The organism is Sphingobacterium sp. HSC-15S19, from assembly GCF_050433745.1.
GTDB classification, from domain to species: Bacteria; Bacteroidota; Bacteroidia; order Sphingobacteriales; family Sphingobacteriaceae; genus Sphingobacterium; species Sphingobacterium siyangense.
This window is the reverse complement of sequence record NZ_JBNPWQ010000005.1, coordinates 27,947-43,475: the sequence shown is the minus strand read 5'-3', so window position 1 is coordinate 43,475 and position 15,529 is coordinate 27,947. Positions and strand designations below refer to the sequence as shown.

16 protein-coding genes are annotated in these 15,529 nt (G+C 40.1%); 5 read left to right on the top strand and 11 right to left on the bottom strand.

What is annotated here, in order from left to right; translation table 11 throughout:
- The first annotated feature begins 24 nt into the window (after positions 1–24).
- The 3 genes from ruvA to L1283_RS05430 all read left to right on the top strand — a co-directional run bounded on the left by ruvA (position 25) and on the right by L1283_RS05430 (position 3,840).
- Positions 25–606 (top strand): Holliday junction branch migration protein RuvA, encoded by a 582-nt coding sequence (ruvA, locus tag L1283_RS05440; protein ID WP_145328917.1) that lies wholly within the window; start codon positions 25–27, stop codon positions 604–606.
- 721 nt (positions 607–1,327) lie between these two features.
- Positions 1,328–3,184: a beta-N-acetylhexosaminidase gene (locus L1283_RS05435; protein WP_145328919.1), complete on the top strand. Its 1,857-nt coding sequence runs from the start codon at positions 1,328–1,330 to the stop codon at positions 3,182–3,184.
- Positions 3,185–3,363: 179 nt separating this feature from the next.
- Positions 3,364–3,840 carry a GAF domain-containing protein gene (locus L1283_RS05430; protein WP_046672350.1) on the top strand — a complete coding sequence of 159 codons (477 nt, stop codon included), beginning with the start codon at positions 3,364–3,366 and terminating at the stop codon, positions 3,838–3,840.
- A gap of 24 nt (positions 3,841–3,864) precedes the next feature.
- Here the strand turns inward: L1283_RS05430 and L1283_RS05425 are convergent, their stop codons facing one another.
- The 11 genes from L1283_RS05425 to L1283_RS05375 all read right to left on the bottom strand — a co-directional run bounded on the left by L1283_RS05425 (position 3,865) and on the right by L1283_RS05375 (position 13,670).
- The gene (locus L1283_RS05425; RefSeq protein WP_244294523.1) at positions 3,865–4,770 is read right to left on the bottom strand and encodes a WD40 repeat domain-containing protein; all 906 of its coding nucleotides are present in this window, start codon (positions 4,768–4,770) and stop codon (positions 3,865–3,867) included.
- A 293-nt stretch (positions 4,771–5,063) separates the two neighbouring features.
- Complete coding sequence (gene hisIE, locus L1283_RS05420; protein WP_088160174.1) at positions 5,064–5,648, bottom strand: bifunctional phosphoribosyl-AMP cyclohydrolase/phosphoribosyl-ATP diphosphatase HisIE; 585 nt, start codon at positions 5,646–5,648, stop codon at positions 5,064–5,066.
- 114 nt (positions 5,649–5,762) lie between these two features.
- Positions 5,763–6,515, bottom strand: coding sequence for an imidazole glycerol phosphate synthase subunit HisF (gene hisF / locus L1283_RS05415; protein ID WP_182983331.1), 753 nt, complete (start codon positions 6,513–6,515; stop codon positions 5,763–5,765).
- A gap of 1 nt (position 6,516) precedes the next feature.
- Entirely contained in the window at positions 6,517–7,269 is a 753-nt protein-coding gene (locus L1283_RS05410) for a HisA/HisF-related TIM barrel protein (protein ID WP_075990987.1), read from the bottom strand.
- Between the two features lie 12 nt (positions 7,270–7,281).
- Positions 7,282–7,881 (bottom strand): imidazole glycerol phosphate synthase subunit HisH, encoded by a 600-nt coding sequence (gene hisH, locus L1283_RS05405; protein WP_046672343.1) that lies wholly within the window; start codon positions 7,879–7,881, stop codon positions 7,282–7,284.
- Position 7,882: 1 nt separating this feature from the next.
- Entirely contained in the window at positions 7,883–9,022 is a 1,140-nt protein-coding gene (gene hisB / locus L1283_RS05400) for a bifunctional histidinol-phosphatase/imidazoleglycerol-phosphate dehydratase HisB (protein WP_182983332.1), read from the bottom strand.
- Between the two features lie 4 nt (positions 9,023–9,026).
- The gene (gene hisC / locus L1283_RS05395) at positions 9,027–10,085 is read right to left on the bottom strand and encodes a histidinol-phosphate transaminase (protein ID WP_075990985.1); all 1,059 of its coding nucleotides are present in this window, start codon (positions 10,083–10,085) and stop codon (positions 9,027–9,029) included.
- A gap of 227 nt (positions 10,086–10,312) precedes the next feature.
- Positions 10,313–11,224 (bottom strand): ribonuclease Z, encoded by a 912-nt coding sequence (locus L1283_RS05390; protein ID WP_182983333.1) that lies wholly within the window; start codon positions 11,222–11,224, stop codon positions 10,313–10,315.
- A gap of 1 nt (position 11,225) precedes the next feature.
- A complete protein-coding gene (locus tag L1283_RS05385) occupies positions 11,226–11,606 on the bottom strand; it encodes an STAS domain-containing protein (protein WP_075990983.1) in 381 nt (126 codons plus the stop codon).
- A gap of 33 nt (positions 11,607–11,639) precedes the next feature.
- Positions 11,640–12,590, bottom strand: a complete 951-nt coding sequence (locus L1283_RS05380; protein ID WP_075994626.1) for a phosphoribosylaminoimidazolesuccinocarboxamide synthase — start codon at positions 12,588–12,590, stop codon at positions 11,640–11,642.
- Positions 12,591–12,704: 114 nt separating this feature from the next.
- The gene (locus L1283_RS05375; protein ID WP_046672338.1) at positions 12,705–13,670 is read right to left on the bottom strand and encodes a PhoH family protein; all 966 of its coding nucleotides are present in this window, start codon (positions 13,668–13,670) and stop codon (positions 12,705–12,707) included.
- Between the two features lie 351 nt (positions 13,671–14,021).
- Between L1283_RS05375 and L1283_RS05370 the strand changes: the two genes are divergently transcribed.
- Entirely contained in the window at positions 14,022–14,810 is a 789-nt protein-coding gene (locus L1283_RS05370; RefSeq protein WP_046672337.1) for an SAM hydrolase/SAM-dependent halogenase family protein, read from the top strand.
- A gap of 156 nt (positions 14,811–14,966) precedes the next feature.
- A complete protein-coding gene (locus tag L1283_RS05365; RefSeq protein WP_157698360.1) occupies positions 14,967–15,521 on the top strand; it encodes a hypothetical protein in 555 nt (184 codons plus the stop codon).
- Positions 15,522–15,529: the final 8 nt, after the last annotated feature.

The window sequence follows — 15,529 nt, the reverse complement described above, 5'->3', positions numbered from 1 at the left end:
AAAATCTTCCTATATTCGTATACTATGTACGAATATTTCAATGGAAAATTAGCATATAAAGCCCCCACTCATGTTGTTATCGATGTGAGTGGGATTGGTTATTATGTCCACATCTCTCTCTATACCTTCTCCCAAATCAAGGATCAGGAAAATTGTAAACTATTTATATCACTTCAAGTTCGGGAAGATTCACACACGCTTTATGGCTTTGCGACAGAAGGCGAGAAAAAATTATTCGAAAATTTGATCTCTGTTTCTGGTATTGGCCCCAATACAGGCCGCATGATCCTATCGTCAAACACACCGGATGAGATCCAGTCTGCCATCGTCAATGGCCAGGTTGCCCTAATTCAAAAGATTAAAGGAATCGGCCCTAAAACAGCACAACGTCTTATACTGGAACTTCAGGATAAATTAAAAAAACAGGGCTTCGAAGCCTTGGCATCACCTATCCAATCCCAATCTGTGCCAGAAGAAGCTTTATCAGCGCTGGTTATGCTCGGATTCAACAAAGTCGCGGCAGAGAAGGTGTTAAATACCATTTTAAAGACCGAAAGCAATCTTTCCGTAGAGGATATGATCAAATTAGCATTGAAACGACTTTAATGCATAAACATTAGCAGTACGTATCCGATATTAATCATTAGATAACGGATACGTACTGCTAATGCTGTAGCGTAAAAGATATAAAGGAACCTTCGGGTTCCTTTGTTATTTCCCGAACCTCAGTTTTGCAATAAATCGAGGGCTAAAAAGGAAGCATCACAACAGCGATTTATTCTTTACAAAGGCGAGCCCTTTCCTTCTTTTCGCTTTGGTTTTTAGATACAGCAAACGGACATCAAATAGGGATCAAATGTGGTATTTTGACACTGTTTATTCAGTGCTTGCTCAGTGATCAGTCAGTGAAGACTGAATAAGCACTGAGTAAGCACTGTCTAAAAATTGATTAAATATTATCCTTATTTTGAATTTGGTATCAACCAATTATCGCCATCTTCAAAATGGCGCTTGAGGGACTGTTACCAGAAAAGCAGATTCCGTTGTGCTCTACTGAACAGCTGCTCAGTAGAACACGGATAAATACAGTTAAAAGGCATATTTTTTTTACCTAAATTTGGATACTATTCTCCAAAGTAAAATATCCCCTTTAACAGACTAAACAAACGATTGATCTACCCCAATGACGCTATTATCCAAACTACTTCTAAGTGCCCAAAAACACTTTCAGCAGTATTTTCATACCCTATTTGTTACATTTCCTCTTTGCTAAAACGTATTTATTCACCTATTTTTAGGACTTCTTATTTCAGTTATAATCTCACGCATGAAGAAACTATTTTCACTTGCGCTGGCTCTAAGTGTAGGAGCAGCAGTATTTGCGCAAGAAAAGAAAGATGCTACCTTGAACATTGTGCCATTACCGCAACAGGTTCAAATTAAAAATGGTACGTTTAAAATCAACGCTAACACCAAAATCGCCTTTGATAGCGAAGAGGACAAAAAAGTTGCAATGCTGTTTCAGGATTTCCTAAAAAGCAACTACAATCTCAATTTATCAGTAGTGAAATCAGCGAGCAGCAATACGATCTATTTCTCCTCCAAAAACGCAAAATCCACTAATGTGGAAGCATATGAACTTAACATAAGTTCGGACCGCGCAACTATTAGCGGAAAAGCTGCCGGTCTATTTTATGGTATGCAATCGTTGATCCAATTGCTACCTGTAGATAAAAAGGCCAGCATAGAAATTCAACAAGCTGCAATCCAGGATGAACCGCGTTTTGCCTATCGTGGATTACATCTCGATGTTGGCCGTCACTTCTTTCCTGTAGAATTTGTAAAAAAATACATTGATATTCTGGCATCTTACAAATTGAATACGTTTCATTGGCATTTGACAGACGACCAAGGCTGGCGTATAGAAATCAAATCACATCCAAAATTGACTCAAGTTGGCGGTTACCGCAAGCAAACACTGCTGGGTAACTACAAGACAGATGGCGATTATGACAATACACCTTATGGTGGTTTCTATACCCAGGACCAAATCAAAGAAGTGGTTGCCTATGCAAAAGCTAAATATGTAACGGTTATACCCGAAATCGAGATGCCAGGACATGCATTAGCAGCACTTTCGGCTTACCCAGAATTGGGTTGTGGTGAAAAGCCAGGACCTTACACAGCTGCTCAGACTTGGGGAGTGTTTGACGATGTTTTCTGTGCCGGAAAAGAAGAGACATTCAAATTATTGGAAGATGTAATTGATGAAGTCATTCCCCTATTCCCTAGCGAATATATCCACATCGGTGGTGATGAGTGTCCAAAAACAAAATGGAAAACATGTCCATTTTGTCAAAAAAGAATCAAAGACAACAACCTCAAAGATGAACATGAGTTACAGAGCTATTTTATCCAGCGTATGGAAAAATACATCAATAGTAAAGGTAAACGTATCATTGGATGGGATGAGATCTTAGAGGGTGGTTTAGCGCCTAATGCGACTGTCATGAGCTGGAGAGGCGATCAAGGCGCAATTGATGCAGCCAATCAAGGTCACGATGTGATCATTACGGCAAACAGCTATGGTCTATATTTTGATCACAAACAAGGTCCTGATCAAAACAGAGAACCTTTAAGTATCGGCGGACTTTCCACATTGAGCAAAGTATATTCGTCAGATCCAATGCCTAGCAAAATTGCTGAAAACAACAAGAAACACGTTTTAGGTGTACAAGCAAATATTTGGACAGAGTATATTGGATCATCCAATAAAGTCGAATTTACAGTGTTACCGCGCGTTTTAGCGCTTTCTGAAATTGCCTGGACACAGCCAGAGAAAAAGAACTGGAAAAATTTCTCAGAACAACGTGCAGCAAATCAGCTGGCTAAACTTGACCAAACCAATACATTCTATCGTGTACCGGAAGTATATGGCATAACAGATACCACCGTATATGCTTCGGAATATACGATCAGAGGCTTGAAACCATCTGTTGAAGGAGCCAAAATTTATTACACATTGGACAACTACGATCCTTCAGAATTGGATTTAGAATATACAGGTCCAGTGAAAATTACGGTTCCTAATAGTAAGGAACGTGTTTTCAAAGCCGTTGTTGTAACGCCTTCCGGCAAAAGAAGCAACTACATTCGGGTGAATATTATCAACACCAAGAAATAATAACATTTGCCTGATAAGAAAGCGCTAATATTCTGTTAACTTTGAACAGCGTATTAGCGCTTTTTCATTTCATGCAGGTTGGAACTCAATATGCCCTGAAGCTTTCCGGACAGGCAAAACATGCTTGGCAATTGTAATCCTGATAGCAAATGCATGATTATTTTTTTACATAGATTTTTATGGCAGAGGATTTACAAATAGCTAAAGGTAGCAAAGAAGAACAATATCAAAATTTACTTCCTCAGATTGGAGGACTATTGCAAGGCGAGCCTAATCAAATAGCCAATTTGGCTAACATCGCTGCTGCACTGAAAGAACAATTCAATTTTTTCTGGGTTGGTTTCTATCTTGTTGATGGAGACGAGCTCGTATTAGGCCCTTTTCAGGGCCCCGTTGCATGCACGCGTATCAAGAAAGGCCGTGGCGTATGCGGGGGTGCTTGGGCACAGGAAAAAACATTGATTGTTCCTGATGTAGAGCAATTTCCGGGACACATTGCCTGTAGTTCGCTCTCGCGGTCCGAAATAGTGCTACCCGTTTTTAAACAGGGACAGATTATCGGTGTGCTGGACGTTGACAGCAGTGAATTAAATAGTTTTGATGAAGTCGATGAGAAATACCTTACGCAGGTATTACAGCTTTTAGACAGCGAATAGATAAGCTGCGCTATTTTTGATCATTTATTTATTTTCAAATTCCCAGACTTTCACTAATTTGTCGTCACCGACACTAAAGAAATATTGTCCATTTTCGGACCATGATCCTGCATTTACAGATAAATGATGGCCATCTTGCATCTTCTCGCGGCTCATATTTTTCAATAGTGCAAAATCGGCTGTGGACCAAAACTTCAACGATTTATCGCGACTGACAGTTGCAAAAATTGGCGCTTCAGGATGGGGATATATTCCGTATACGGTAAAAAGATGAGGTACAAAGGAAAAATTAGTTGTCAATTGATTTGGATCTGAAATCACCAATTGCGCATCCCTTCCACCACTTAGCAATTTATTATGGATAAATGCCAGCGACGTAGTGGGCATACTATGCAATTTTGAATCAGTAATAACATGAAAGTCAGTACTGTCCAACATATAAACCTGTCCATCTTTATCGCCCAATGCTATTCGTCCAAGTCCTTCATCAATTGCAATTGCCCGAATTGTTGTTGGGGATATACGCTTCTCGTAAATACTTTTATAAGTTGCCAAGTCAATGACATACAATGTCCCCTCTTCACCTACCGCCAAAAGCTCATTTTTCCAGGACATATAAGCCAATGCAAAAATAGCTTTGGTGCTCAGTTGTATGCTTGCTACAAGCTTTTGCTCTTCTACATGTACAAAAAGTAGCTTGCCCTCGCGCAAGGCTATGGCCAGAATCGGCGTACCCGTTATCAACCGTAAAGCGTATACCGATGAACTTACTGCGCAGAGAATACGCTTAAATGCATTCTGCTCAATATCCCATTCGACAACGCCCTTATCGTTACCAGCTGTAAAAAATGTGTGCGTATAATAACCCTTCTCTACACAAAAAATAGGGTTTTGATGTCCTGGTAATGTCGATTTTAATGTAATATCCATAGTAATTTCGCTAAAACTCCTTCTCCAGCCGGATCGCATATTTTACGCCCAGTTTTTATGCTGTAGGACTCCACTGATCGAACTGTGAGTCCAGTAAAAATCAATACAGCAATACGTATTGTTAGCCGACAGAAACAAGAAGTGCAGTATATCCACAAATATACTGCACTTCTTAGATTATTTTGTCATCTTAGCTTAAAGCCTTCTCCCCGTTTCGGATTTTGTTCAACGGTGTTGCCATCTTCCGATTTTAAGTGAGCTAGGAGCACGAAGTAAGATGTCCCTTCAAATACCTATTGATGTCTGCTCTCGAGGTTTTTCGCAATTGTTTCCAAAGAAAATCCTTTCTCACGCAACAATACGATCAAATGAAACAATAAGTCTGAAGTTTCATTGATAAAATCAGCATCTGTTTCTGTCAATGCTGCAATTACTGTTTCTACAGCTTCCTCGCCAACCTTTTGCGCAATCTTATTGATACCGCGAGAACGCAGGCGGTTGACATAAGATTCATCAGAAGGATGTTCATAGCGATGGTTGACAATACGCTCTAACTCCAACAGAAAGTTTTGGTTAAAGTCTGTACTGAAACAGCTTCTGCTCCCTGTATGACAGGTAGGCCCCATTGGTTCTGCTTTGATCAAAACAGTATCCTTATCACAATCAACATGGATGCTTTTTACATTCAAAAAGTTTCCACTCTCCTCTCCTTTTGTCCAAAGGCGATTTTTGCTTCGGGAGAAAAACGTAACACGTTTCTCTGCTTGTGTCTTCTCCCAAGCTTTCTCGTTCATATAGCCTAACATCAATACTTCCAACGTTTGGAAGTCCTGCACAATCACTGGAACGAGGCCGTCACTTTTTGCAAAATCTAACATGATTTTAGTATTTCAATTTTTAATTATTTTCGAAGAACCGTGAGCTCTCTTTTAACTTCTCAGGATTTCATCCAGCAAGTTTATGACTTACTTCTCCTTGATCAATCTTGTTTTCTATCTTACGACAATTCCATTTTGACGCAAAGTAGCTTTAAGATCGGGAATCAATATTTCACCATAATGGAAGACCGATGCCGCCAGGGCAGCATCTACGTTAGCTTGCTGAAAAACATCCACAAAATGCTGTTGATTACCAGCTCCGCCAGAGGCAATCAGTGGAATATGAATGCGGTCATTTATTGTTTTTAAAAAACCATTATCAAAGCCATTTTTTGTTCCGTCATGATCCATTGACGTCAGCAGGATCTCTCCCGCTCCACGTTCCTGCGCTTCAAGTATCCAATCCGCTGTGTTCAATTCCGTCCTAATGCGTCCACCACTCAGATGGACAAAATGCTGACCGTCGGTGGACCGGGTATCGACAGCAACAACAACAAATTGTGCACCAAAAGCTGCAGCCATCTGATTGATAAGATCGGGGTTACGTACCGCCGCGGAATTGATGGAAATTTTATCTGCACCTGCATTCAACAGGATGTCAGCATCTTTGATTTCATTGATACCACCGCCAATTGTAAAAGGAATATTCACTTGACGTGCGACTGCTTTGACTAAATCAATTGTCGTTTTACGCTCCTCATGTGTCGCTGTAATATCCAGGAAAACGAGTTCATCAGCCCCTTGTTGAGAATATTCATAGGCCAATTCAACGGGATCACCCGCATCGCGCAGATCCACAAAATTGACTCCTTTTACAGTCCGCCCATCCTTAACATCCAAACAGGGAATTATACGTTTTGCCAGCATTTTAAAATCTGATTAACGATTTTAAATTCCAATCTTTGATTTCATCGATCGAGATTCTATTTTCATAGATTGCTTTACCAACGACAACAGATTCTACACTGCCCAGTTCCTGAAGTTTCTGAATATCGTCCATTGAACTGATCCCGCCAGAAGCAATTAACTTGATAATCGGAGAATGGTTCAACAACTTTTGGTACAATTCAACACCTGCACCGCCCAATTTACCATCTTTACTAATATCGGTACATAAGAATCTAAAGAACCCTAAAACCAAGCATTTATCAATATATTCGATCAATTTGATTGGAGAGCTTTCCAACCAGCCGGAGTATTTGATGACTTCATCCAATACGTCGATCGCTATAACAATGTGGTCTGCATATTTTACTTTACCTTCATTCAATGTCGCCAGTTCCTCCAAGAATGAAGGATTTGTAATTGCCTGTGTTCCGACAATAACGCGATAAACACCCGCATCTACCAATTCTTTAACCTTCTCTATGCTTCTAACACCACCGCCATATTGAATCTTCATATCCGTCTTCTGGATGATATCAAATAAATAGGCCTGATTGCTGAAGTCTCCTTTTGCACCATTTAAATCAATGATATGGACGAGTTCCGTACCATTTGCGCGGTAGGTTTCGATTTGCTCTTCTAAACTAATCGCATACGTTGTAACGTCATTGTAGTTACCCTCTCTCAAACGGACAACTTTTTTGTCCAAAACGTCTATTGCTGGAATGATATACATAGTCGAATATTTTTAATCAATTTGAATAGTTGAAAAATTGAGCAACAGCTGCTCTCCTGCTTTTCCAGATTTCTCTGGATGAAATTGTACGCCAAAGAAATTGTCTTTAGAAATTGCAGCCGAAAAAGGCTGTCCATAGACACATTTTGCCGCAGTATATGTCGCATCGAATTCGATAAAGTACGAGTGGACAAAATAAAAATAAGTTTGATCTTCAATATGTGCAAATAAAGGACTATTTGCTGGCACGGAAACACTATTCCAGCCCATATGTGGTACTTTACCCGACTTTTCGGCATCAAAATGTAACGTCTTCAAAGGAAAAAGCTTTAACATTTCGGCATTTCCTTCTTCTGAAAAAGCCGTCAGTAATTGCATACCAACACAAATCCCCAATACAGGCTTTTTTAGCTTTTTGATATAAGGCACCAATCCTGATTCCTGTAGTTTGTCCATTGCTGCGCCAGCATGCCCCACTCCAGGAATGATGATACGATCGTATTGATCGATCTCATCTGCGGTATTGACCATACCATAGGTAAGCCCAACACGATCCAGTGCCGCTGTCAAAGAGAAAATATTCCCCGCACCGTAATTAATAATTCCTATCATCTTACAATACTCCTTTTGTACTTGGCAATTGCATATGGTCGGCATCGCGTCTTACCGCTTTCTTGATAGATTTAGCAAAAGCTTTGAAGATCGCTTCGATCTTATGGTGCTCATTGTCACCTTCAGCTTTAATGTTTAAATTCGATCGTGAAGCATCTGAAAACGACTTAAAGAAGTGGAAAAACATTTCCGTAGGCATATCGCCGATCTTCTCCCGTTTAAATTCCGCATCCCACACAATCCAGTTGCGGCCACCAAAATCCAATGCAACCTGAGCCAAACAATCATCCATTGGCAACGTATAGGAATAGCGCTCAATTCCACGTTTGTCCCCTAAAGCCTTCAAAAAGACCTCACCCAGTGCGATACCCGTATCTTCGATTGTATGATGTTCGTCGATATGAAGATCACCTTTCGCCTTGATGGTCAAATCAAGTGCTCCATGTCTAGCCAATTGATCTAACATATGATCGAAAAACGGTAACCCCGTTTCGATATCAGACTTACCCGAACCGTCCAAATTCAACTGAATAAAAATATCCGTTTCATTGGTTTTACGATGATGTTCGGCAGTGCGCGTACCCAATTTAAGAAATTCATACACCGTCTTCCAATCTGTTGTCTCTAAAGCTATAACAGTTGAATCTATCGCAAGGTTTTCGAAAGCACCTAATTGATCGTTAGCACGCAGCCAAATTGCCTTTGCACCGAGATTTTGTGCTAATTTAACATCATTCACACGATCCCCGATGACGAAGGATTGGCTCAAATCGTATTTCGACGTATCAAAATAAGCTCCAAGCATACCAACTCCCGGTTTTCGGGTTTCCGCATTCTCGTGTGGAAAGGTTTTATCAATATGTTCCTCGGCAAACACTACTCCTTCTCCTGCAAACGTATCAATCACAAAATGATGGACTGGCCAGAAATTCTCCTCCGGATGGGAAGACGTTCCTAAACCATCTTGGTTGGAAACCAAGATCAATTCGAAATCCAGCTCCTTTGCGATACGTGGAAGATACTGCAAAGCACCAGGATAGAATTTTAATTTGGCAAAAGAATCGATTTGTTCGTCTTCAGGTTCCAAAATTAATGTTCCATCGCGGTCTATAAACAGTACACGTTTTAAGTTATCAGGCATAGTATTATTTATTGATTTGATTAAGTTTTTCTAACAATATTTGATTTTCGGCAGGCGTTCCAACAGTGATCCGTAGGCAGCCTTCACATAATTCGACTTTGGATCTATCTCTAACGATAATTCCATATTGAACTAGATAATCGTAAACTTCACGTGGCTGCTCCATCTTGACCAAAATAAAGTTGGCATCAGAAGGTGTAATATGCTGCACATAGTCCAGTTCAAGCAATTCACGCACGAGTTTCTCGCGCTCCGCCACCGTCTCCTTGATCCAGTCATTGACTTGATCAACCTGATCTAAGGCTTCCAATACAATATCTTGTGTAGCCTGGTTAATGTTGTATGGTGGTTTTATTTTATTGTAAACAGCTATAATCTCTTTACTGGCAAAAGCCATGCCCAGGCGTAGCGCCGCAAGCCCCCAAGCTTTAGACAAAGTCTGCAATACCACTAGATTGGGGTATTCAGCCAGTTCTTGCGTAAATGACTTGACAGCAGAAAAATTAATATAAGCCTCATCGACAACAACAAGCCCCTGAAAATTATTCAAGATCGTTTCAATATCCTGGCGACGGATTGAGTTTCCTGTTGGATTATTTGGAGAACAGATAAAAATCAGTTTAGTATGTGCGTCTATTGCATTGGCAATACCATCCAAATCCAGCTGGTAATCAGCAGTAAGGTTTACTTTTTTGAAAGCAACATCATTGATGTTCGCAGAAACTTCATACATCCCGTAGGTTGGCGGAACTAATATGACATTGTCAACACCAGGGGTACAAAATGCACGGTATAAGATATCAATAGCTTCATCACTTCCATTTCCCAAAAAGATATGCTCTGATGGTACACCTTTTATTTTAGAAAGTTTTGCTTTAACTTGATGTTGGAGAGGGTCTGGATATCGGTTGTAATCATGGTTTAAGGGGGATCCAAAAGGATTTTCATTGGCATCAATCAATATGGATGCCTCCCCTTTAAATTCATCTCTTGCGGATGAATAAGGTACGAGCTTCTTAATATTTTCCCGTAGTAGGTTGTTTAAGTTGAATGGATTATCCATTATAAAAAAATTAGAGCCGTAAACTTAGATAAATTGTTCATCATATGCAATATAATAAGCAATTATTCATAGGCGACTATTGGATCTTCAGTTGCATTTATCAGCTTGTTCTACCTGGTAGTTTGCTTGTATCTATTCGTTTTGGGGTCCTGATTACTTCTCCTTTATCGCTATTTCATTGGTCTTTACCCGTTAATCGCTGGGATATAAGAGAAAAATCAAAAAAACTAAACGGAAAACCATCTACCTTCCACAGAGAGTTCCGTATTTGGGAATACAGTTCTCGCTTCTTCCAATAGGGGATTTAAGTCTCTGTACCGAGCTGAATAATGACCTAATAGCAACTTCTTTGCGTGAGTTTCCTGGGCGATTTCTCCGGCTTCCAGCGCTGTTGTGTGAAACGTCTCTTTTGCGCGATCGACCATATCGTGCAAGAATGTAGACTCATGATACATCAGATTAGCCTTTTGCACATAAGGCAGATATTCTGGCGTCCGTACGGTATCCGAACAATACACATAACTGCGCGATAAGGGGGCAGGAAGGCTCAGGTCGTCTGCACGATATATTGTACCGCTTTCATCGACGTAATCAAATCCTTTTTTGATCATCGGAAAATAGGCGGTCGGTATATTTAATTCCTGCACGACATCGCCCAGCAATGTTCGCGCGCGGGGTCCCTCATCAAAACGAAAGCCGGTGCAGGCGATACGGTGCTTTAATGGAAAAGCACTTACTTTTAATGTTCTGTTTTCAAAAATAACGCCAGGCTGTTCCGGTGAAATCGGATGAAAAACAAGATTATAGCGTAAAATAGTCTCGGAATGCAAAAACTGCACGTCTAAAATTTCCTTTAACGCAGGTGGGCCATACAAATGGAGATCACTTTTTCGGCCGACAAGGTGCATCGATGAAAGCAGCCCCACCAAGCCCAAATAATGATCCCCATGCAAATGGCTAATAAATATATGTCCTATGCGATTGCTTTTGATGCCGTATCGGCTAAGTTGCATTTGTGTGCCTTCTCCACAGTCGATCAAAAACAATTGCTCATTAAAGTTCAACACTTGGCTAGTCGGATGACGATCAAACATCGGCGTTGCCGAGCTATTTCCCAATATCAGAACTTCAAACTTCATATTAATCCTCAATAGTCCCCCGATACTCAGATTCCAATTCGTGCGCAAAGATTAAATCCTCCGCAACCTTTAATGATGGTGCTATTTTCAGCGATTTATCCAAATGCGATACACGAACCATATCCATTAACGTTGGACAAAGATTAACCAAAATAAATATGCCACCAACAGACTGACATAAACGATGGGCAAGCACGCCTAAACGGATACCTACCTCGTCCGTTTGCTTAACGTGGATCATATCCAAAACAATATTCCGTTGTCCAATCGTATTCCGCAACAAAAACTCCCCTTTGAGTTTAGCGGCGTTATCCGCGTCAATCACATCGACATGAGGTTCTATGACAATATAGCGATCGTGCTTATCAATGGTATACTTCATTAGTCTATCTCCTTTGTTTGAGGATACAATGTACTAATAATTTAGCGTTTTCAAGGCGTTTGCCACATTTCTTTCCACACGTTCCAGTACGTTTTCCTGATCTGGATACACAAACTTCTCTCCGACGATATGCTCGTATAGCTCAATATAACGTTCAGAAATGGAAGCCACGATCTCATCGGTCATCTCCGGAACGACCTGACCGTCTTTCCCTTGGAAGCCGTTTTCAATTAACCATTTGCGAACAAACTCCTTCGACAATTGCTTTTGTGACTCACCTTTTTCCTGGCGTTCCTGATAGCCTTCTGCATAAAAATAACGGGAAGAATCTGGTGTATGAATCTCATCGATCAACACAATTTTTCCATCTTTTTTTCCAAACTCATATTTTGTATCCACCAAAATTAGCCCTCTTTGCGCAGCAATTTCAGTACCTCTTTGGAACAATGCTTTGGTATATTGCTCCAATTGAATATAATCTTCCTCGCTTACGATACCCTTTTTCAAGATATCGGCACGTGAGATATCTTCATCATGTCCAACAGCAGCCTTTGTTGTCGGTGTAATAATTGGCTCAGGCAATTTGTCATTTTCTTTCAGTCCTTCTGGCAATGCCTCACCACATACTTCACGTTTGCCTGCAGCATATTCACGCCAAGCGTGTCCCGACAAGTAACCCCGAATAACCATTTCTACTTTAAACGGCTCACACATTTGACCGATAGTAACACTTGGATCCGGAACAGATACGACCCAATTTGGAATAATATCAGCCGTAGCCTTTAAAAATTTGGCTGCAATTTGATTCAACACCTGTCCTTTATAGGGTATAGGACGTGGAAGTACCACATCAAATGCCGAAATACGATCTGAGGCAACCATCGCCAAATAAGTATCGGCAATCGTATACACGTCACGTACTTTTCCCCGGTAAAAAGCAGTCTGATTTTCGAAATTGAAATTTGTTTCTTTTATAGCATTCATGTTCAAAGTAAAATTCAAATGTAAGTAATTGTTCATTTATGACTGCGTTTAATGGCATTCATAAATGCAGCGCATTTATTTAAGAGCTCGCTCGGCTCGATTTGTCTTTTAATATTAAATATCACCATACGCTTCGAGGATGCGGCGAACCAATTTATGGCGAACCACATCTCCACCGCTGAGGTGGATAATGTCTATTCCTTCGATATTCTCCAATAAACGAATCGAAGTAGACAATCCAGATTGATTTTTTTTCGGTAAATCTACCTGTGTCATATCACCTGTAACGATAAATTTTGCCGTCGGCCCCATACGTGTCAAAAACATCTTCAGCTGCATATCCGTTGCATTCTGAGCTTCGTCCAGAATCACAAAGCAGTTGTCAAGTGTTCGCCCACGCATAAATGCTAAAGGAGCGACCTCAATGGTCCGATTTTCCAGATAACCTTTTAGCTTCTCTGCTGGAATCATATCGTCCAATGCATCGTAGAGCGGTCTCAAATAGGGATCTACCTTCTCCTTTAAGTCGCCAGGTAAAAAACCGAGATTTTCTCCGGCCTCTACGGCTGGTCTCGTTAGAATGATCCTTTTGATTTCTTTATTTCGAAGTGCTCGAACAGCTAATGCAACCGCCGTATAGGTCTTTCCTGTGCCCGCCGGTCCGATAGCAAATAAGATGTCATTTTTCGAAATACTATCCACCATCTTTCGCTGGTTGGCCGTACGTGCACGTACAATAAGACCATTAGGTCCATACACGATCGGTTCAGATCCAAAGGCTGCATGTTTGGCCGCAAGTTCTTTTTCTTGTTGAACAGCAGAACCTGCACTTGCTCCAAGGAGATTTTCAAAATCCAATAAAGTAATGTTGTTAAATTTCTCCAGATGAGCCATGACTTCCTTAAACGATTGCTCAAACAGATCTAATTCCTTCGCGTCTCCCAACACCTTCATTTCACTTCCGCGAGCTACAATCCGCAGTTTTGGGAATTGCTTCTTCAAATAATCGAAGTGCTCATTGTCTGCTCCCCATAATATGGGCAAATTCAGACCATCTAATGCAATTAGTAATTCGTTCAAATTTTATCCTATTTAGAATTAATTAGATTGTAGCCATTACACAATATCGTTCCTGTATAATACTATTCAAAATTAACGTATTCTAACGAAACAACCAAGAAGATACAGCGTACAAACGACGATGATTTAGAAGCTTATGGAGACAGCCCACAAAGGGGCACAAAGATTTCATTATACATAAAATCTTCGCTATGTTTGTGTATATCAATCGAAAAAAGACAGATTCAAAATAAGTTATCCAATTAGCTTTATAAATCATCTGATAAATAGTAATTTTGTCCACTATTTAGATAAATATAAGGGTATATTTAAGGGAATTCGACAGCAATTCGATCTAGGATTTAGATTATAATGGCAGTAATTACATTAACAACAGACTTAGGACACAAAGATTTTTATCAAGCCGCGTTAAAAGGTAGTCTTTTATCGCAGTTGTCCGGTGCCAATATTGTTGATATTACCCACGAAATTCCAGCATTCAACATCCCTCGGGCGGCCTTTGTATTAGGTAACGCTTATCATTATTTTCCTAAAGGAACCGTACACATTATCGGAATTAACACCCTGTTTCATGAAGAGTCGAAATATATCGGCATGAAATACAACGATCATTATTTCGTCGGTGCCGACAATGGTATTTTCAGTCTATTGCTGAATGGCAATGAACCACAGGAACTCTATGAGCTCAACTTAATGCAAGACCTTCGGTATCTTCACTTTCCGCTCGCAGATATCCTTTCTAAATCCGCCTGTCATATTGCCAAGGGAGGCAAACTGAAAGAAATCGGAACTTCAATGCAACAGCTCATCGAAAAAGTAACTTTGCAGCCTATCTTTGATAAAGACATGATCCGAGGCAACGTCATTTATGTGGATGCTTTCGGCAATGCCATTACCAATATCTCGAAAGATCTATTCAATAAAGTTCAAAAAGGACGTCATTTTGTCCTTTATTTCAAACGCAATGAAACCATTACCAACCTTTCCTGGCATTACAACGAAGTCGGAGAAGGCGAGAAACTTTGTTTATTTGGTATTTCCAACTACCTTGAAATCGCCATCAATAAAGGTAATGCAAGCCAGCTACTCGGACTTCACGATGACGATTCCAATGTAATTCGTATAGAATTTAAAGATTAATTTCATAAATTCATCTGTAATGCTTTCGCTCCAATTTTTTTCCTTGGTCAAACTGATCGTAGGGCTAAACTTGTAGCTGTAGCTTTATGGCAAAATAAAATTTTACCATGAACGTTAGTTTAAACTAAACATTTGATAAATAGATCGTCCAAATACATGATGAAATTTTTAAGATTCCTTCTTTCAATCACCGTTCTTTTTTGCTTCTTTGGACAGGCCAAGTCGCAAAACAACCCAGACTCCAGCTCTTTTGAGGTACAACGAAGCCGTGTAAATGACCTACTCGATGCCCGTCAACAGAAATTCGGGGCTTATGACACGAGCCTCACACAAAAAACAGGACTTTTTGGTCTTTTCAAATCAAAAGGTGACATGCAAAAGAGCATCGATATCCTTAAAGATATCGTCATCACAGATAACAACATTTTCCTGGAAACCCAAAAACTATTGAAAATCAAAGATTTTGAAAAAGATAAATACCAACAATTGGCAACAGATTACGACAAGCAGGTATCAGCCTATATAGGTACCATAAGTAAACTTCAAAAAGAAAACGAAAAACTGCGGGCACAGGGAGAGAAAACATCCGGAAATCTACCGCTAAGCAACATCCTCCTCTATATTGCTTTACTTGTTATCGCCGTATTAGGCTATGTACTCTATAAATTTAAAGCGCAACAAACAGCTTCAAAACAACAAAATTTAGGATAAAACGCCAC

Excerpts from the sequence above, each read along its gene's own strand:
- ruvA (WP_145328917.1), top strand. The coding sequence starts at position 25 with ATGTACGAATATTTCAATGGAAAATTAGCATATAAAGCCCCCACTCAT.
- L1283_RS05435 (WP_145328919.1), top strand. The coding sequence starts at position 1,328 with ATGAAGAAACTATTTTCACTTGCGCTGGCTCTAAGTGTAGGAGCAGCA.
- L1283_RS05430 (WP_046672350.1), top strand. The coding sequence starts at position 3,364 with ATGGCAGAGGATTTACAAATAGCTAAAGGTAGCAAAGAAGAACAATAT.
- L1283_RS05425 (WP_244294523.1), bottom strand. The coding sequence starts at position 4,770 with ATGGATATTACATTAAAATCGACATTACCAGGACATCAAAACCCTATT.
- hisIE (WP_088160174.1), bottom strand. The coding sequence starts at position 5,648 with ATGTTAGATTTTGCAAAAAGTGACGGCCTCGTTCCAGTGATTGTGCAG.
- hisF (WP_182983331.1), bottom strand. The coding sequence starts at position 6,515 with ATGCTGGCAAAACGTATAATTCCCTGTTTGGATGTTAAGGATGGGCGG.
- L1283_RS05410 (WP_075990987.1), bottom strand. The coding sequence starts at position 7,269 with ATGTATATCATTCCAGCAATAGACGTTTTGGACAAAAAAGTTGTCCGT.
- hisH (WP_046672343.1), bottom strand. The coding sequence starts at position 7,881 with ATGATAGGAATTATTAATTACGGTGCGGGGAATATTTTCTCTTTGACA.
- hisB (WP_182983332.1), bottom strand. The coding sequence starts at position 9,022 with ATGCCTGATAACTTAAAACGTGTACTGTTTATAGACCGCGATGGAACA.
- hisC (WP_075990985.1), bottom strand. The coding sequence starts at position 10,085 with ATGGATAATCCATTCAACTTAAACAACCTACTACGGGAAAATATTAAG.
- L1283_RS05390 (WP_182983333.1), bottom strand. The coding sequence starts at position 11,224 with ATGAAGTTTGAAGTTCTGATATTGGGAAATAGCTCGGCAACGCCGATG.
- L1283_RS05385 (WP_075990983.1), bottom strand. The coding sequence starts at position 11,606 with ATGAAGTATACCATTGATAAGCACGATCGCTATATTGTCATAGAACCT.
- L1283_RS05380 (WP_075994626.1), bottom strand. The coding sequence starts at position 12,590 with ATGAATGCTATAAAAGAAACAAATTTCAATTTCGAAAATCAGACTGCT.
- L1283_RS05370 (WP_046672337.1), top strand. The coding sequence starts at position 14,022 with ATGGCAGTAATTACATTAACAACAGACTTAGGACACAAAGATTTTTAT.
- L1283_RS05365 (WP_157698360.1), top strand. The coding sequence starts at position 14,967 with ATGATGAAATTTTTAAGATTCCTTCTTTCAATCACCGTTCTTTTTTGC.